The sequence below is a fragment of the Micromonospora sp. GCM10011541 genome (genome assembly GCF_042650725.1).
Taxonomy (GTDB): Bacteria; Actinomycetota; Actinomycetes; order Mycobacteriales; family Micromonosporaceae; genus Micromonospora; species Micromonospora sicca.
On the sequence record NZ_JBHSBP010000091.1, the window covers coordinates 30,091 to 47,188 of the forward strand.

Annotated in this window: 19 protein-coding genes; 9 read left to right on the top strand and 10 right to left on the bottom strand. The window is 72.8% G+C overall.

The genetic code is table 11. The features are described 5' to 3' along the window. Positions 1-46: 46 nt before the first annotated feature. Together ACFOYX_RS30955 and ACFOYX_RS30960 are read right to left on the bottom strand one after the other, a co-directional pair. Positions 47-925, bottom strand: a complete 879-nt coding sequence (locus ACFOYX_RS30955) for a tetrahydrofolate dehydrogenase/cyclohydrolase catalytic domain-containing protein (protein ID WP_322439307.1) — start codon at positions 923-925, stop codon at positions 47-49. Between the two features lie 95 nt (positions 926-1,020). Continuing rightward, the gene (locus ACFOYX_RS30960) at positions 1,021-1,227 is read right to left on the bottom strand and encodes a hypothetical protein (RefSeq protein ID WP_322439308.1); all 207 of its coding nucleotides are present in this window, start codon (positions 1,225-1,227) and stop codon (positions 1,021-1,023) included. A 284-nt stretch (positions 1,228-1,511) separates the two neighbouring features. Here ACFOYX_RS30960 and ACFOYX_RS30965 point away from each other — a divergent pair, with 284 nt between their 5' ends. Beyond that, positions 1,512-1,646 carry a hypothetical protein gene (locus ACFOYX_RS30965; protein ID WP_322475074.1) on the top strand — a complete coding sequence of 45 codons (135 nt, stop codon included), beginning with the start codon at positions 1,512-1,514 and terminating at the stop codon, positions 1,644-1,646. 72 nt (positions 1,647-1,718) lie between these two features. Continuing rightward, complete coding sequence (locus ACFOYX_RS30970) at positions 1,719-3,431, top strand: DUF6194 family protein (RefSeq protein ID WP_322439310.1); 1,713 nt, start codon at positions 1,719-1,721, stop codon at positions 3,429-3,431. A gap of 252 nt (positions 3,432-3,683) precedes the next feature. Here ACFOYX_RS30970 and ACFOYX_RS30975 read toward each other — a convergent pair whose 3' ends face one another. From ACFOYX_RS30975 to ACFOYX_RS30995, 5 genes are all read right to left on the bottom strand, one after another. After that, the gene (locus tag ACFOYX_RS30975; RefSeq protein WP_322439311.1) at positions 3,684-4,688 is read right to left on the bottom strand and encodes a tyrosine-type recombinase/integrase; all 1,005 of its coding nucleotides are present in this window, start codon (positions 4,686-4,688) and stop codon (positions 3,684-3,686) included. Positions 4,689-5,019: 331 nt separating this feature from the next. Beyond that, complete coding sequence (locus tag ACFOYX_RS30980; RefSeq protein ID WP_322439312.1) at positions 5,020-6,855, bottom strand: glycoside hydrolase family 15 protein; 1,836 nt, start codon at positions 6,853-6,855, stop codon at positions 5,020-5,022. Positions 6,856-7,311: 456 nt separating this feature from the next. After that, positions 7,312-8,925, bottom strand: coding sequence for an FAD-binding oxidoreductase (locus ACFOYX_RS30985; RefSeq protein WP_322439313.1), 1,614 nt, complete (start codon positions 8,923-8,925; stop codon positions 7,312-7,314). A gap of 354 nt (positions 8,926-9,279) precedes the next feature. Next, positions 9,280-9,777, bottom strand: coding sequence for a hypothetical protein (locus ACFOYX_RS30990; RefSeq protein ID WP_322439314.1), 498 nt, complete (start codon positions 9,775-9,777; stop codon positions 9,280-9,282). Further along, positions 9,774-9,977: a response regulator transcription factor gene (locus ACFOYX_RS30995; RefSeq protein ID WP_375373458.1), complete on the bottom strand. Its 204-nt coding sequence runs from the start codon at positions 9,975-9,977 to the stop codon at positions 9,774-9,776. Before ACFOYX_RS30995 ends, ACFOYX_RS30990 begins: the two co-directional genes overlap by 4 nt. Positions 9,978-10,149: 172 nt before the next feature. Between ACFOYX_RS30995 and ACFOYX_RS31000 the strand changes: the two genes are divergently transcribed. The 3 genes from ACFOYX_RS31000 to ACFOYX_RS31010 all read left to right on the top strand — a co-directional run bounded on the left by ACFOYX_RS31000 (position 10,150) and on the right by ACFOYX_RS31010 (position 12,034). Next, entirely contained in the window at positions 10,150-10,344 is a 195-nt protein-coding gene (locus ACFOYX_RS31000; protein WP_377534636.1) for a hypothetical protein, read from the top strand. 149 nt (positions 10,345-10,493) lie between these two features. Then, complete coding sequence (locus ACFOYX_RS31005; RefSeq protein WP_322439316.1) at positions 10,494-11,915, top strand: OFA family MFS transporter; 1,422 nt, start codon at positions 10,494-10,496, stop codon at positions 11,913-11,915. Next, the gene (locus ACFOYX_RS31010; RefSeq protein ID WP_255420269.1) at positions 11,912-12,034 is read left to right on the top strand and encodes a hypothetical protein; all 123 of its coding nucleotides are present in this window, start codon (positions 11,912-11,914) and stop codon (positions 12,032-12,034) included. The genes ACFOYX_RS31005 and ACFOYX_RS31010 overlap by 4 nt, the downstream gene beginning before the upstream one ends. 49 nt (positions 12,035-12,083) lie before the next feature. Here ACFOYX_RS31010 and ACFOYX_RS31015 read toward each other — a convergent pair whose 3' ends face one another. Further along, entirely contained in the window at positions 12,084-12,812 is a 729-nt protein-coding gene (locus ACFOYX_RS31015; RefSeq protein ID WP_322439317.1) for an SDR family oxidoreductase, read from the bottom strand. A 78-nt stretch (positions 12,813-12,890) separates the two neighbouring features. On the opposite strand from ACFOYX_RS31015, the gene ACFOYX_RS31020 reads away from it, so the two are divergent. From ACFOYX_RS31020 to ACFOYX_RS31030, 3 genes are all read left to right on the top strand, one after another. Then, positions 12,891-13,721 carry a patatin-like phospholipase family protein gene (locus tag ACFOYX_RS31020; protein WP_322439318.1) on the top strand — a complete coding sequence of 277 codons (831 nt, stop codon included), beginning with the start codon at positions 12,891-12,893 and terminating at the stop codon, positions 13,719-13,721. A gap of 43 nt (positions 13,722-13,764) precedes the next feature. Further along, on the top strand, positions 13,765-14,223 hold the full coding sequence (locus tag ACFOYX_RS31025) for a peroxiredoxin (RefSeq protein ID WP_309233925.1): 459 nt from the start codon (positions 13,765-13,767) through the stop codon (positions 14,221-14,223). Between the two features lie 67 nt (positions 14,224-14,290). Next, on the top strand, positions 14,291-14,974 hold the full coding sequence (locus tag ACFOYX_RS31030; protein ID WP_322439319.1) for a hypothetical protein: 684 nt from the start codon (positions 14,291-14,293) through the stop codon (positions 14,972-14,974). Between the two features lie 63 nt (positions 14,975-15,037). On the opposite strand, the gene ACFOYX_RS31035 is transcribed toward ACFOYX_RS31030, so the two are convergent. Further along, complete coding sequence (locus ACFOYX_RS31035) at positions 15,038-15,493, bottom strand: MarR family winged helix-turn-helix transcriptional regulator (RefSeq protein ID WP_238453513.1); 456 nt, start codon at positions 15,491-15,493, stop codon at positions 15,038-15,040. 92 nt (positions 15,494-15,585) lie between these two features. Between ACFOYX_RS31035 and ACFOYX_RS31040 the strand changes: the two genes are divergently transcribed. Beyond that, positions 15,586-16,029: a hypothetical protein gene (locus ACFOYX_RS31040; protein ID WP_322439320.1), complete on the top strand. Its 444-nt coding sequence runs from the start codon at positions 15,586-15,588 to the stop codon at positions 16,027-16,029. A 62-nt stretch (positions 16,030-16,091) separates the two neighbouring features. Here ACFOYX_RS31040 and cydB read toward each other — a convergent pair whose 3' ends face one another. After that, positions 16,092-17,090, bottom strand: coding sequence for a cytochrome d ubiquinol oxidase subunit II (gene cydB / locus ACFOYX_RS31045; RefSeq protein ID WP_238453515.1), 999 nt, complete (start codon positions 17,088-17,090; stop codon positions 16,092-16,094). Positions 17,091-17,098: the final 8 nt, after the last annotated feature.

The following is a 17,098-nucleotide window of genomic DNA, read 5'->3' on the forward strand; positions in this document are numbered from 1 at the left end:
GCGGCGAACGCCCGCCCCGCCGGCCACCGCGACCCCCCGGGGGGCCTCAGCTCAAGCCGGCCGCCCGCCGCGCCGCCAGCACCGCGTTGCGGAACAACATCGCCACCGTCGTCGGCCCCACCCCACCGACCCGCGGCGTGATCGCCCCCGCCACCTCGGCACACGACTCGTCCACGTCCGGCAGCAGCCGCCGGCCCTCGTAGCGCACCCCGCCGCCGACCACCACCGCACCCGGACGCACATGCTCCGGCTGGATGATGCCCGGCACCCCCGCCGCCGCGATCAGGATCTCCGCCCGCCGCGTGTAGCGCGGCCAGTCCGCCACCCCGGTGTGCACCACCGTCACCGCCGCGTTCGCCGTCGGCCGCTTCTGCGCCAGCAGCATCGCCAACGGCCGACCCAGCGTGGCGCCCCGACCCAGGATCACCACCTCCCGGCCCGCCACCGGCACCCCGTGGAACGCCAGGAGCGCCTCGATGCCCGCCGGCGTGCACGGCAGCGGCCCCGGCAGGCCCAACGCCAGCCGCCCCATGTTCATCGGGTGCAGCCCGTCGACGTCCTTGTCCGGATCCAGCACCTGCAACGCCCGGTCGTAGTCCAGATGCCCCGGGATCGGATACTGCACCAGCACCCCGTGCACATCCTTGTCCGCGTTGAAGTCCTCCAACACCCGATGCAGATCCGCCTGTGCGCTCGAGGCCGGCAGGTGCACGTGCGGCGAGGCGAACCCCAGCTCCGCCGCCTGCCGCTGCTTGATCCGGATGTACCCGGCACTGGCGTCGTCGTCACCCACCAGCACCGTCGCCAACGCCGGCGTCACCCCCGCCGCGCGCAGCGCCGCCACGTCCTCGGCGACCTCCGCCAGCACCCGCTCCGCAACCGGCCCACCCGGCAACAGCCGAGCCGTCGTACCCGAAGAAGACATGCCACACCTCGCCCGCGGAGGCCCAGGCGGTCGACCCCCGCGACGAGCTCCCCGATGGTTACTGCCATCCCCGATGCCGCCAGTCGCGTCAGCGGTCAGCCTGCCACATCCCACCCGCCGATCGCACCCGCCACCGCCCACCACCTCGACAGCGACGCCACCACCTCGTCCGCCCGCCGCCGCTGCGCCGCCGACGCCACCTGAAGATCCGCCACCGCCGCCTCGAACGCCGGCCGCAACGCCACCTCCCGGCCCGGCGCGTCCGCCGCCAGGACCGCGTGGCACCGGGCGTACGTCGCCACGGCGATCCTGCCACCGGCCGGAACCGGTCAGCCTCCGGCCGCCTCGAGGGTCGGCGGGGCGGCCGGAGGCCACCAGCATCGCGCGCCCCCGCGAGGCCAACCGGCGCCGCCACCCGTACAGCGACTCCGCCAGCGGCCCAGGTCCGTCGGCGGCCCAGGTCCGTCGGCGGCCCGCACCTGCCGCATGACGGTCGCCAGATGCGCCAGCCGGTAGCCGACGCGGTGAGCACGGCGACGGTCATCTCGACGGCATCGAGCGTCTCCCGGTCGGCCAGCAACTGGGCGTGGCTGCGGTCGACCGCGCGCAGGGCCGCGTCGACCTCACCGCGGACCGCGGCCCGCATGATCTCGGCGCCGACCGGGTAGCCGTGCGCACGGGTGAGATCCACCGGCCGACAGACCTGTCCCGCGCGGCTTGAGGGTTCACATGCAGCCCCCGGGTCGCATCGCGGAAAAGTCTCAATGGGACGTTCAACGATACGGTAGAGGTCATGGCTTCTTCTCCCGTACCTGCCGCCGGCTGGTCGTACGACCTGACCGGACCCGGCCACGCCGCCGCGGTCGCGTCCCTGCTGCGGGCGTTGCCCGCGCCGCCGCAGCTCCTGGCCCTCGGCGAGCCCACCCACGGCGAGCCGGCCTTCCCACACCTGCGCAACCGCATCCTCGAAGCGCTGGTCGCGCACGGCTTCCGGTCCGTCGCCGTCGAGTCCGACCGCGTCGCCGCGTTCCACGTCGACGCGTACGTCCACGGCGGCGACGCCGACCTCGAGACGGTGCTGACCCGCGGCTTCAGCCACGGCTTCGGACAGCTCGACGCCAATCGCGAGCTCGTGGCCTGGATGCGCGCGTACAACGACGACCGCCCGTCGGCCGAACGCCTGTCCTTCCACGGGTTCGACGCGCCACTGGAGATGACCGGCGCGCCCAGCCCCCGACGCCACCTGCAGCACGCGCACACCTACCTGGTCGAACACCTCGGGCCGGACACATTCCTGCACGGCCGCGCCGACCTCGACAGCCTCCTCGGCGACGACGAACGGTGGCACGACCAGGCGGCGATCATGGACCCGGAGCGGTCCGTCGGCGCCACGCCCGAAGCCGCCGCACTGCGCGTCGTCGCCGACGACCTGCTCACCACCCTGCACGCCCACGCCCCGGCGCTGACGGCCGCAACGTCACGCGCCGCCTGGCACCGCACGCGGGTGCACGCCACCACCGCGCTGGGTCTGCTGCGCTACCACGCCCAGGCCGCCCAGAAGACCACCCCGGCCGCGCGCACCTCCCGGCTGCTCGCCGTCCGCGACGCCTGGATGGCCCAGCACCTGCTCGACATCCGCACCGACGAACAGGACCGCGGGCCCACACTGGTCTTCGCCCACAACCGCCACCTGCAGCGGCACCCCAGCACCTGGCGACTGGCCGACATGGACCTGCGGTGGTCCAGCGCCGGGGCCATCGTGTCGGCGCTGCTGGGCCGGCGCTACGCAGTCGTCGTCGGCAGCCTCGGCGCCAGCGCCGCCCTGAACCTTGCGGAACCCGCCGCCGACACGTTCGAGGGCGCCCTGGGCCGGCGCACCGCCCTCGTCGACCCCGCACCCCTGCGGCGGGCGGGCACCCTGCGCACCCGCACCGACATCACCCCCGAACAGGGATACTTCCCGCTCGACGAGGCGACCCTCGAGCACTGCGACGCCCTGCTGCACGTCGACGCGACCCGGCCGGCCCCGAGCGAGGCCGACATCGCCGACCGCATCCTCACCCTGCCCGAGGTCACCGTCGTACGGGCCGACGAGGCGTCGGGCGTCCCGCCGTCGAGCTGGGGCGAGCGGTTCTTCTTCGTCGGCCCCGACCGCCGACGACCCTTCGCCACGATCGTCGCGCACGACACCACCGGCTTCGACGAGGACTCACAGCTCGACCGGCCGGGCGTCTTCCGGGTCAACCTGGACATCGGCCGCCAGGAGTTCCAGCACCGGTTCGGCTACCCGCCGGCCCAGTGCGCCGTCCACCGCCCGTCGGTCGACTTCACCACCCTCGACCAGATCCTTCCCCACCCCGCCTACGGCACCCACGGCTGGGCGTGCGTGCTCAACCCCGGCGTCCGCAGCACAGCGGAGTTCCACCGGCTGCTCGCGTACGCCCACCAGCGGGCACTGCAGCGGCACCGTCGTTCGCTCGACCGGCGGCACCGTCCGCAGGGCTGACCGCGGGCCACCAGCGGCGGGCACGACCGACCTGGCGCGCCTCACGCCACGCTGGTCCGTACCCCCGAAACCTCGCGGCGCTCCTGCCTGGCCGTGTCCATTGCGACGTCCGCTCGCCGCCCTCGTCCGGGTCACCGCAGACCATGCCGGTGCTCGCGCCGATCAACACCGGCTCACCGTCGACAGCGAACGGCTCCCGGAAGGCCTTGTCGATACGCCGGCCCGCCGCGGTGAGACCCCGACCCCCGCTCCTCACCCGACAGCTCGCCGCCACCCCAGACCCGCCAACGCCCGGTTCGTACGGTTCGACCGCACCGCCGCCCGCTGCTGACCCGCTGTCACCTCGATGTAGGTCTGCGACGACGCCAGCGACGCGTGCCCCAGCAGCCGCATGATCTCCGCCGCGCTCGCCCCGTCCTCCGCCAGCCGGGTCGCGAACGTGTGCCGCAGCGCGTGCAGCCGCGCCCCGTGCGGCACCCGGTCGCCGATCCCGGACCGCCGGTAACAGGACTCCACCAGATACTGCAACCCACCCCGGCGCAGCGGCTCGCCCCGCCGGTCGACCAGCAGCGCGGAATCCGGCCGTACGCTGCGCGCGCCGAACCGGCGGGCGCGGCTGTCCAGGTAGTCCGTCAGCACCCGGTCCAGGTCGTCCTCGATCGGCACCACCCGGGGACGACCGCCCTTGCCCGCCACGTCGACCCGGCGTTCCCCGGGCCGACCGGCCACCGACGCCACCCGCAGCGCCAGCAGTTCGGCCAGGCGCAGCCCGGCGCAGAGCGCCAGCGCCAGCACCGCCACGTCCCGCTCCGGCCACGGGTCGCGCTGCCGACCGTCCTCGCGGGCCACCGCGGCGAGCAGCTCCTCCGGGGTGTCCTCGCCGCGCAGCGGCTTGGGCTGGGGGAGCGGGGCGCGGGGCCGTCCCACCGCCGGCATGGGATTTCCCGGTACGACCCCCTCGGCGACCAGGAAGGTGAAGAAGCTGTTCCACGTCGACCAGGCCCGGTGCACCGAGGCGGCGGCGCGGGGGGCGGCGAACCGGGCGAACGCGACCCGCATGATCCGGGGAGAGAGGGCGTCGATCATGAGCCGGTCGAGGGGGAGGGGAGGGGTGCTGTCCTCGCCCACCAGCGCGGCGACGATGTGCAGGTCCCGCCGGTAGGCCGCGAGGGTGTGCGGGGAGGGCTTGCGGGTGGCCCGGGCGGTCAGGAACTCCTCGATCAGACGTCCTACCGATTCGTCCTGTTTGTCATGCATAAGGGATATTATGCAGGATTTTCGGGTTTCTGGCTATCCCGGGAGAGGGGAGCGGCGTCGACGCACGGCCGGCAAGAGGCCGGTCGGCCCGCAGAGGTCGTCACCGAGAATTTCGCAGGTGGGCGGCGCGGGTCTGCGCCGTGTCATGCGCGGTAGATCCGCGGCCTCGGGCCTGGCGGCGTCGGCGTGCTTTGACCCGCATCAGGGCTGTGGACGGAGTGTTGCGCACGGAGACCACAGGACGCCCCAGGCGGCCGAACGGGACTCGCCGTGAGCCGCGCTGCGGCTCTCCGGAAGAGGGCCCCACCCGCGCTACTTGACATAATGTACATTATCGAACCTTGACGGAACGAACCACGGAGGCTGGCGGCTGGCCCGCGGCGGCGCGCCGTTCGGGGGCCTCGGTGAGCCTGCCGGCGGCATTGATCAGCCCGATGTGCGAGAAGGCCTGCGGGAAGTTGCCGAGCTGCTCCCCGGTGGCTTGGTCGATCTGCTCGGCGAAGAGCCCCAGATCATTGGCCCGGGCGGCGAGCCGCCCGAACATGTGGTGGGCCCGGTCCACCTCACCGGCCAGCGCCAGGCAGCTGACCAGCCAGAACGAGCAGATGACGAAGCCGGCCGGGTCGCCGTCCCAGCGGCGCAGCAGCCCGTCGTGGGACAGCTCGCGTTCGATCACGCGCACCGTGGAGCGCATCCGCGGGTCGTCGGCCGGCAGGAAGCCGACCAGCGGCATGAGCAGCACCGAGGCGTCCAGCTTGTCGGAACCGAAGGCCCCGGTGTACGCGCCGAGCCGCTCGTGCCAGCCCTGGGTCAGTACGGCCTCGCGGATCTCGTCCCGGGCGGCGGCCCAGCGGGCCACGTCGGTCTGGTCGCCGAGCCGCGGGCCGAAGCGGACGGCCCGGTCCAGCGCCGTCCAGCACTGCACCTTGGACGAGACGTAGTGCCGTTCGGCGTCGCGGGCCTCCCACATGCCGGCGTCCGGCCGCTGCCAGTTGCGCACCGCCTGGTCGGCGAGGTCCCGCAGTAGTTGGCGCACGTCGGGCATCATCGGGTCGAGGTAGTGGCGCATCAGCCAGGCCGCGTCGAGGATCTCGCCGAGCACGTCGGACTGCCGCTGCCTCCAGGCCTCGTTGCCGACGAAGACCGGCCGGCTGTCGGCGTACCCGGCGAGGTGGTCGAGGGGGTGCTCGGTGAGGTCCCGCTCCCCCTGCACCCCGTACATGATGGGCACCGGTTCGTCACCGATGCGCCCCATCGCCCGGGCCACCCAGGCGAACTGCCGGTTGGCCTCGTCCGGGCAGGCCGCCCGCCAGAGGGCCTGGAGGGTGAGGCTGAAGTCGCGCACCCAGACGTAGCGGTAGTCGTAGTTGCGGTCCCCACCCGGTTCCTCGGGCAGCGAGGTGGTGGCCGCCGCGACGATCGCGCCGCTGGGTCGGTAGGTCATTCCCTGCAGGATGAGGGCGCTGTGCCGCACCTCGTCGCGGAACAGGCCGCGGTACTGGTCCGCATGCAGGTCGGCCCAGGAGCGCCAGCCGGCGACGGCGTCGGCCACCACCCGGTCGGCGTCGGGCAACGCGGGCGGGTCGGCATCGTAGGTCGGCGCGTGGCCGAGGGTGAAGCGGTAGGTTTGGCCGGCCCGGACGGTGAAGGTCGCGGTGGCGTCACCGTGCCCGCACTCCAGCGGGACGTCGGCGCGCAGGCTCAGCCGGCAGCCGCCGGCGGTCGCGTGGACCACGCCCTCCTGCCCCGTCAGGTAGGCGGTCACCCGCCCGTACTCGAACCGTGGCCGGTAGTCCAGGCGCACCGGCACCTCGCCGGAGAGCCCCTCGACCACGCGGCCCAGCACCCGCGGTGAGCGCAGGCCGATGTCGTGGCCTCGTGCGCCGGGCTCCAGCGCGAGGGCGTCGGTCACCGCCACGCTGCCCTGGCGGGTGGTGAAGACGGTACGCAGCACGAGCGTGTCGTCCAGGTAGGACCGCTCGGAGGTGAAGTGGTCCTCCGGCTGGATCGACCAGTGCCCGGCGTCGTCGTCGAGCAACCGCCCGAAGACGGAGGGCCCGTCGAAGCGTAGTGGGCACCACCAGTTCACCGATCCGGCCCGGTCCACCAGGACCGCGGTGCGACCGTCCGCGAGGAAACCGTGGTCACCGATCGGTCCGCTGTCCACGCGGGTGTCTACCCGGCCGGACGGGGTGGCATTCCGCAGCCGGCTCCTGGCTCTTGGCCGGGCCGCCGGTAATGCTCGTCCTGTGGCTGCCTGGCGGTGACCCAGCGTTGTCTCGCTTGCGATGTCTCCTTCGGTGACGGCACCACGCCCACCACGATCAGAAGACAAACAGCGCGATGGCCCACGATAGTGAGAAGCCACAGCCTTCGGCTCTTCTCGCTATCGTGGGCCGTCTCAGGTCAGACCGGGTCCGGGTGGCCCGGGATGGATGGGAACGGACAGCTGTCCCTTTCCCATCCATCCTGGATCGGCAACGCGGCTACGACGCGCTCAAGGCGGCGGTGGGCAGATCCTTCTCCCCGACCGGGACGCGGGCGCCCGAGGGTCTGGACCTGCTGCACCGGAGGTTCTGAACTCGGTCGCTGCTGCCGGTGACCGCGCGCACCGACAGTGTCCTCACCGGTTGCGCAGGGGATCGATCACCACGCCGGGGTTGAGGATCCCCGCCGGGTCGAGTGCCGCCTTGCCGGCCTGGAGCGCGGAGGCGAACAGGTCGGGGCGCTGCTGGTCGTACCACGGCCGGTGATCACGGCCCACCGCGTGATGGTGGGTGATGGTGGCTCCGCCCGCGATCAGCGCCTCGGAGACCGCCGCCTTGATCTCGTCCCACTGCTCCACCGTCTTGCCCCACCCACCAGCGGCGTAGATCCCGAAATACGGTGCGGGGCCGTCGGGGTAGACGTGGGAGAAGCGGCAGGTCACGACTCCTGTGGCGCCGACCTGGTGCATGGCGTCCTCGGCTGCGGCGTTGACGGCCGCGCGTAGAGAGTCGAACCGGTCCCACGTGCAGGCCGTCTCGAAGGTCTCCACAATCATGCCCTGAGCCGCGAGCGCGTCCCGCCGGTACGGCATCCGCACGAACGAGGAGCGCCAGGTATCGGCGGCTCCGCTGCGCGCGGCCTGGTCGGCGGTGTCGGTGTAACGCGGCGGCTCGGGCAGGACTCCGCCGTGGTCACGGCACAGCTCCAGCGCCCGTTCCATCCAGGCGGTGACGGGGTGATCGGCGGATTCGAAGCCGAGCACCAGGACAGCGGTCGAGGAGCCCGCGTTGATCAGTGCCTCCATCGGATCCAGGAGCCGGCAGTTGGCCGGGTGGAGCCCGGACTGGGACAGCGCGCGCACGGCCTGAACGCCCGCGTCGTAGTCCGCGAAACCCACCGAGGCGCCGGCCCGCCAGCGGGGTCGGTCCTGAAGCCGGACCCAGGCTTGGGTGATGACACCGAGCGATCCCTCGGAGCCGAGGAACAACCGGTCCGGGGAGGGACCGGCGCCCGAGCCCGGAAGCCGGCGGGTCTCGATGACGCCGGCGGGGGTGACCACCCGCAGCGACTCGGTGAGGTCGTCGATGTGGGTGAGCTGCGTCGCGAAGTGGCCACCGGCCCGAGTGGCCAGCCAACCGCCGAGGCTGGAGAACTCGAAGGACTGGGGGAAGAACCGAAGTGTGTACCCCTGCGGCCTGAGCTGCTCCTCCAGATGCGGGCCCAGAACCCCTGCCTGGACGAGCGCGGCCCGGCTGGTGGAGTCGACCTCAAGGACGTGGTTCATCGAGGTCAGGTCCAAGCTGACCACTCCGGAGTACCCGCAGCCCACACGGGGCTCGACGCCTCCCACCACCGAAGAGCCGCCCCCGAACGGGATGACCGCGATGTTCGCATCGGTGCACCAGTCCAGCACGTGGACGACGTCGGCCTCCGAGGTCGGGCGCACGACGAGGTCGGGAACGTCGGACAGCTTCCCCAGCAGCGCCCGCACCACGTCGCGGAACGCCTGCCCGTGGCTGTGCGCCAGCCGGTCGCGGACGTCCTGCGAGACCAGCGGCGCCAGAGCCTGCGGCGCCTGGACCCGGCTGGCGCCCACCCCGAACGACTCGACCGGCGGCGCTTCGTGCACGGTCAAGTCCGCGCCCGGGAGCACCTCCGCAGTGCGCCGGCTGAGTTCCTCCCGCTCCGGGCCGGCCACCGCGTCCTCGATGTTTCCCCATCCCCACCACGATCGCGTCTTGCCGCGCACTGCCGCACCACCTATCTGAACGCCGGGTAGATTCGGGTGCCGTCCGCTTTGCGAGGCCGCTGGACCTGCGGCGATCGCGACTAGGGCCACTCCCCTCGGCCCACCGCGTTGTGGGTCACTCTGCCGCCCAGCCTAGGCCCTGCCGCTTCACCCTTTCGGCGGCGGACCACTGGCCGGACGGCACGGTTACTGCATCCGGACAGGGTGCGGTGACGCTCTGTTGTGGGCGGTCCAGCGGACTGCCGGGTGCCCGGAATCGAGCCGAGTGGTGGGAGCGCAGAGGGCCAATCGCCGGCATCACCGCCGACCCGCGCGATCCGCTCGGGTTCGTCGCCGGCCACGAGGGCATGAAGCTCAGTCTGGGGTGAGCGGCAGCTCGACCGGCTCGGCGGCGGCGCCGGCCGGCGCGGAGTGCTGCGGCGCGGGGCGGGCCGGCAGTCGCGAGTGCCGGTGGTTGCGCACGGCCACCTCGCAGGTGACGAGGCGGATCGGCGGGGGCGGTGCGGCGAACGGTCCCGGCCCCCAGCGCACCCAGAGCGCGACCCGGCCGGCGTCGGCCTCGGCGAGCAGCTTCTCCACGGTACGCCGGCGGTCGGTGCGGTCCACCTCGATCACGACGGGACGGCCAACGGGACGAGCGCAGGCGACGTCGACGACCGAGTGCCGGTCCTGGTACGGGGCGGGCAGCGGGACCACACTCGTGGCGCGCCGGTACACCCGGAAGCCCTGGGCCTCCCCCCACGCGGCGACCGCGTCGACGAGCAGCGCGGTGACCTCGTCGGTCGGCCGGTCCACGAACGTGAGGCGGTCCAGGTGCGCCGTCAGCGAGGCGGCGAGCGCGTCGTCGTTCACGGTCCCCCCTGGTTGCCGCGCGGGACGATCGGCCCGGTCTCGTAGGCGACGACGACCGCCTGCGTCCGGTCCCGCAGGCCGAGCTTGCCCAGTAGTCGGCTCACGTGCGTCTTCACGGTTTCGTCGCTGACCACGAGCCGCTCGGCGACATGAGGCACCAACGCGCTGAGCCTGATGATTCGCTCGGTGCGCTCGCTCATCGGTCCACCATGGTTTCGCTCGGTTCGACAAGGGTTCGGGTGCGCCGGTGACCGTCGGGCCCGGCCGCGACCGGCGCCGTCGACGGTACCTCCTCGGGGAGGGGCAGCACCGCGTCGACCAGGAAGCCGCCGGCCGTTGGCGGTGGACGGCTGGTCGGGTACCCGGTTCCGGTTGGCGCGGGTGGACGGGGACGCGCAGCGGGCGCGGGTGTTCGCGTTGTTCGACGCGAAGTACGGGCCGCGTCGGTTGGCGGGTCCGGGGCGGGCGCGGTTGGCGTTGCGGCTGATCCCGTGGCGGGAGGCGGACGGGAGCGGGCCGGCGCTGGCGGGTTCGGGTGAGATGGGGCCGGGCGCTTCCGTGGCGTGACGGCGGGGCGACGTGGGGTGAGTCGGGCGCGAGGCGGGTGACCGTTCGGCTCAGGGTTTCGACCGTCGGGCGCGTGGCGGGTTTCGCCGCGGCGTGCGGTGGGGGCATGAAACGGGGAGGGTTCTCGCCATCTTCGGAGAGGAAGCAGCATGCTTTCCGCACTCGATCGTCGGCACACCGTCGCGCCGCCGGGGTACAGCCGTTGGCTGATTCCACCGGCGGCGTTGGCGATTCATCTCTGCATCGGGCAGGTCTACGCGACCAGCGTGTACAAGAACTCTTTGATCGCGCACTTCGACGCGAGTCAGACGGCGATCGGGGTGATCTTCAGCATCGCGATCGTGATGCTGGGGTTGTCGGCCGCGGTGGCGGGCACGTGGGTGGAGGCGAACGGGCCGCGTAAGGCGATGTTCGTCTCGGCGTGCTTCTGGGCGGCCGGCTTCGGGGTCGGCGCGCTGGGCATCGCGACGAAGCAGTTGTGGCTGCTGTACCTGGGGTACGGGTTGCTCGGTGGCATCGGTCTCGGGATCGGCTACATCTCCCCCGTCTCCACGTTGATCAAGTGGTTCCCGGACCGGCCGGGTCTGGCGACCGGTCTGGCGATCATGGGGTTCGGTGGTGGGGCGATGGTGGCCTCTCCCCTGTCTCGTCAGCTGCTGTCGTTCTACGACCCGGGCTACGACCCGGCGAACGCGGGGTCGACGGCGTCGGGCGGCGCGCTGGTGTGGTTGTTCGTGACGTTGGGCGTCGGCTACTTCCTGATCATGATGTTCGGGGTGTTCAACGTGCGGGTGCCGGCGCCCGACTGGCGGCCGGCGGGTTTCGATCCGGCGCAGGTGGCGGCGAAGCCGCTGGTGACCACGGCGAACGTGTCGGCGGCGAACGCCGTGAGGACGCGGTCGTTCTGGCTGCTGTGGGTGGTGCTGTTCTGCAACGTGACCGCGGGCATCGGGATCCTGGAGCAGGCCAGCCCGATGATCCAGGACTTCTTCCGGGACAACGGGACGTCGGCGGTCTCGGTGGCGGCGGCGGGTGGCTTCGTGGGCTTGCTGTCGCTGTTCAACATGGCCGGCCGGTTCGTGTGGTCGTCGACGTCGGACCTGATCGGGCGTAGGCCGATCTACCTGGTGTATCTGGGCGTGGGCATGGTGTTGTACGTGCTGCTGGCGGTGGTCGGGCACGCGGCGACGGCGTTGTTCGTGCTGTTGGCGTGCGTGATCCTGTCGTTCTACGGCGGTGGGTTCGCCACGGTGCCGGCGTACCTGCGGGACCTGTTCGGCACGTTCGAGGTGGGGGCGATCCACGGGCGGCTGTTGACGGCATGGTCGGCGGCGGGGGTGGCCGGGCCGCTGATCGTCAACGCGTTCCTCGACGCGCAGGGCAAGCCGGGGACGTTGACCGCGGCGGCGTACCGGCCGGCGCTGTTCACGATGGTCGGGGTGCTGGCGGTGGGGTTCATCGCCAACCTGTTGATCCGGCCGGTGCCGGAGCGGTTCCACGAGCCCGCGTCGGGCCACGGCGGGGATGAGGGTACGCAGCCGGTGGCGGCGGAGAGGAGCGGCACGCGATGAACGAGGTCGGTCACGGGCAGCGGGTCCGGTTGTGGATCTCCTGGTTGGTGGTGTCGGTCCTGCTCGGTTACGGGGTGGTGCAGACGGTGATCACGGCGGCGAAGCTGTTCACGAGCTAGCTGTGGCGGTGGTGTGGACGGCCCGGGGTGCTCCCCCGGGCCGTCGGCGTCACAGCCCGCCGGCGACCCGCAGGACGGCGCCGGTGGTGTAGGAGGCGTCGGGGCCGAGGAGCCAGGTGATGGCGGCGGCGACCTCGTCGGGTTCGCCGGCGCGCCCCAGCGGGATGCGTCCGGCGGCGCTGTCGGGCCGGTCGGGTACGCCGGACAGGGCGTGGATGTCGGTGCGGATGATGCCGGGTGCGACGGCGTTGACGCGGATGCCGTGCGGGGCGAGCTCCTTGGCCAGGCCGAGGGTAAGGGTGTCGGTGGCGGCCTTGACGGCGGCGTAGTGGATGTATTCGCCGGGGCTGCCGAGGGTGGCGGCGGCGGAGGAGACGTTGACGATGGCGCCGCCGTGGGTCATCCGGCGGGCGGCCTGTTGGGCGCAGAGGACGTACCCGATGAGGTTGACGTCGACGACCTGGCGCAGGTCGTCGGGGCGCAGCTCGGTGAAGGGGCCGATCGGGCTGGTGATGCCGGCGTTGTTGACCAGGCCGGTGACGGGTCCGAGGTCGGCGGCGGTGTCGAAGAGGCGCTGGACCTGGTCGGGGTCGGTGGTGTCGGCGGCGACGACGAGGCCGCGGCGGCCGGCGGCGTGGATGTCGTCCAGGACGGCTTTCGCGGCGGTGTGATCGCGGCGGTAGCCGATGGCGATGTCGTGGCCGGCCGCGGCGAGGCGGCGGGCGGTGGCCGCGCCGATGCCGCGGCTGCCGCCGGTGACGATGGTGACGGACGGCAATGCCCTCTCCCCTGCCCTCGTGGTGCTGGTGACGTTACCGTGACCGGCACGGTGCGGTGGTGGAGAGGACGATCACACATGACGCGGGCGTTGGTGCTGGGCGGTGGCGGGGTGACCGGGGTGGCCTGGGAGTTGGGGCTGCTGGCCGGGTTGGCGCAGCGTGGGCTGGAGTTGGCCGGGGCGGACCTGGTGGTGGGCACGTCGGCGGGGTCGGTGGTGGGGGCGCAGGTGTGTTCCGGGGTGCCGTTGGAGGAGTTGTACGCGGCGCAGTTGCGGCCGGCTTCGGGTGAGGTGGCCGCCCGGTTCGGGGTGGGCGCGGTGGCGCGGCTGTTGTGGGCGGGTGGGCGTACCCGGGACGAGGTGCGGTCGCGGGTGCGGATCGGGGCGATGGCGGTGGCGGCGCGGACGCCGTCGGAGGCGTCGCGGCGGGCGGTGATCGAGGGGCGGTTGCCGGTGCGGGAGTGGCCGGCGCGGCGGCTGCTGGTGACGGCGGTGGACGCGGGCTCGGGCGAGTTCGTGGTGTTCGACGCGGCCAGCGGGGTGTCGTTGGTGGACGCGGTGGGGGCCAGTTGCGCGGTGCCGGGGGTGTGGCCGCCGGTGACGATCGGGGATCGCCGGTACGTCGATGGTGGGATGCGCTCGGCGGTGAACGCGGACCTGGCGGCGGGTGCGGAGGCGGTGGTGGTGTTGGCGCCGGTGTCGTCGGCGTTCGGGCCGATGCCGCGGCTGTCGGCGCAGGTGGCGGCGTTGCGCCGGTCGGCGCGGGTGGCGGTGGTGGCGCCGGACGCGGCGGCGCGGACGGCGATCGGGCGCAACGTGTTGGATCCGGCGCGGCGGGCGGCTGCGGCGCGGGCCGGTCGGGCGCAGGCGGCGGTGGTGCTCGACGAGGTGGCCGGGGTGTGGGGGTGATCGCCTAGGCTCCCCGCGTCGGGTCGATCAGCGGAGGTGCGCGGTGGGTGTGGGTGTCGGGGATCTGGTGGACGATTTCGCGCTGCCGGACGAGACGGGGACGGTGCGGCGGTTGTCGGAGTTCCTGGCGGCGGGGCCGGCGGTGTTGTTCTTCTACCCGGCGGCGATGACGCGGGGGTGCACGGCGGAGAGCTGTCATTTCCGGGATCTGGCGGCGGAGTTCGCGGCGGTGGGCGCCCAGCGGGTGGGAATCAGCCGGGATCCGGTGGAGAAGCAGGCGGAGTTCTCCCGGCGGCACGGGTTCGACTATCCGCTGCTGTCGGACGTCGACGGCGTGGTGGCGGAGGCGTTCGGGGTGCGGCGGCGGCTGCCGTTGGGGGCGTTGAGCACGCGGCGGATGACGTTCGTGATCGGCCAGGACCGGCGGGTGCTGGCGGTGGTGCACAGCGAGTTGAGCATGAACGAGCACGCGGACGCGGCGTTGCGGGCACTGGGGGCCTGATCTTCGCGGTGTCGCAGCCGGCTGGTATCAAGGCTGCAATCAAACATGTGTACGGAAGAGGGCTGTGATGGCGGGCCAGGGTTTGTCCACTGACGAGGTGCAAGGCATCCGGGAGGCGTTGGCCGCGGGCCGTAAGCCGAGGGTGGTGTTCACGGCGGCGGCGGGTCAGATGGCGGGCCAGGTCGGCCAGGTGGTGGAGCTGACCGATCCGGCGGTCTCGGAGGAGTTCGTGGTGGTGCGGTTCGGCCGCGACGAGTTGCCCTTCTCCCCCACCGATGTGGCGGTCGCGCCGCGGGGTGCGGGGCGGAAGGTGGCGGCGGAGCCGAAGCCGCAGGTCGAGGAGCCGGCCGCGCCGGCGGAGCCGGAGTTCGTGTTGGACACGCCGCGGGTGCCGGCGCCGCGTCAGGAGGAGCCGAAGGTGGAGCAGCAGGTGGAGGCGAAGCCGGCGCGCCGGCCGGTGAAGGCGGCGAAGCCGAAGGGCCCGGCCGGGCTGACGGTGACGTTGGCGTACGCCGAGGGTGAGTGGACGGTGGCGGCGCAGCAGGGCGCGAAGGCGCTCGCGAAGCCGTACGTGGTGAAGCCGGCGGAGGCGCTGCGGATGGTGGCGCTGGTGGACGTGCCGGGGGTGCAGGAGGCGGTGGAGCAGATCATGGCCGCGGAGCGGGCGGAGGCGGAGCAGCAGGCGGAGAAGCTGCGCGCGGAGCTGGCGGAGATCGAGGCGCGGCTGGCGGAGTTGCGCGACGCCCGCTGACGGCGTGTCCCGTGCGGCGGCTCGTCGGGGCCGTCGCACGGGCGGGGGCGGTTGGGGGTGGGGCTACCGGCCGCTGTGGTGGTCGAGCAGGGTGGTGAGCAGCCGGGTCAGCTCGTCGCGGTCGGTCGGCGACAGGGGGGCGAGCAGGGTGTCCTGGACCCGGTCGAGGGTGTCGGCCATCCGGCGCAGCTCGCGGCGGCCGGCGGTGGTGAGGGTGACCACGTTGCGCCGCCGGTCGGCGGGGTCGGGTGCGCGGCGGACCAGGTCCTTCGCGGCGAGTTCGTTGAGCACGGCGACCACGTCGCTGCGGTCGATGCCGCAGCGCCGTCCCAGCTCGGCCTGGCTGGCCGGGCCGAGCTCGTCGAGGGCGGCGAGCAGCCGGTAGTGGTAGCCGCGCGCGTCGAGCGCGCCGAGCCCGTCGGCGACCAGGCGGGCGGCGTGGGCGGCGGTCTGGGTGAGCAGCCAGCTCGGGGTCGTCCGCAGCCGGGCGGGGGCCGCCGGGCCGGTGGTGGGCTCCATGGTGGGGACCATATCAGCAACCGTTGGCTCTACCCACGATACCTGATATGTTGGCCGAACCAACGTTGGAGCTACCAACAAAAGGAGCAGCCATGTCCCGCACACCCGTCCTCACCGGCCAGGTCATCGGCCAGGCCCACTACGCCACCCGGGCGGTGCTCGAACGCGAGCTGGCCACCATGGGGATCACCTTCGCCCAGTCCGTCGCGCTCAACGCCGTCGCCGCCGAGGGCGGGGCCGTCGAGCGCGGGGCCCTCGTCCAGCGGATGACCGGCGCCCTGAAGGTCGACGAGCCGGCGGTGGGGACGACACTCGCCGAGCTGACCGACGCCGGGCTGCTCCGGGCGCTGCCCGCCGGCGGGTCCGGTCTCGCGCTCACCGACGTCGGCCGGGCCCGGCAGGGCCGGATCGCCGACGCGGTCGCCGGCATCACCGCTCGGCTGTACGCGGACATCCCCGCCGCCGAGATGGAGGTCGCCGGACGCGTCCTCACCCTGCTCAAGCAGCGAGCCGACGCCGAACTGGCGATGGCCTGAACACCCCGCGGGGCCGGTACGACCCCCTCGCACCGGCCCCGCCTCCCGCACCCGCAGACTCGTCAGTGCTGCGGAATGTGCACTACCCCGATCCGCTTGCGGAAAACCCAGTACGTCCACCCCTGGTAGGCCAGCACGATCGGGGTGAACACCACGGCCACCCAGGTCATGATCTTCAGGGTGTACGGGGTGGAGGAGGCGTTCGTCGCGGTGAGCGTCCCGGCGGCGTCCAGGGTCGACGGCAGCACGTTCGGGAACAGCGCCGCGAACAGGGTCGCCACCGCCAGGGCGATCGCCACCGCGGTGCCGGCGAACGCCCAGCCCTCCCGGCGTACCCGGGCGGCGGCCAGACCACCGAGCAGGGCGAGGGCCGCGGCGACGGCGAGCACGACGGCGGCGGCGCTGGAGCGGATGGTCAGCGTCCAGGCCAGGAAGGCCACCGCGACCACGGCGGCGCCGACGCCGAGCCGCACGGCCAGCGCGGCGGCCCGCTCGCGGATCTCGCCGGTGGTCTTCAGGGCGATGAACACCGCGCCGTGGGTGAGGAACAGGGCGAGGGTGGTCAGGCCGCCGAGCAGGGCGTACGGGTGGAGCAGGTCGAGCAGGCCGCCGACGTACTCGTGGTCGGCGTCGAGCGGCACCCCGCGCAGGATGTTGGCGAACGCGACGCCCCACAGGATCGCCGGCAGCAGCGAGCCGAAGAAGATCGCTCGGTCCCAGCGGCGCTTCCAGGACGCCTCGGGGCGCTTGTGCCGGTACTCGAAGGCGACGCCGCGGGCGATCAGCGCGAGCAGGATCAGCAGCAGCGGCAGGTAGAAGCCGGAGAAGAGGGTGGCGTACCACTCGGGGAAGGCGGCGAACATGGCGCCACCGGCGGTGATCAGCCAGACCTCGTTGCCGTCCCAGACCGGGCCGATGGTGTTGATCAGGACGCGGCGTTCCCGGTCGTCGCGGCCGAGGACGGGCAGCAGCATGCCGACGCCGAAGTCGAAGCCTTCGAGGATGAAGTAGCCGGTGAAGAGCACGGCGACGAGGAGAAACCAGACGGTCGTCAGTTCCACGATGGGCT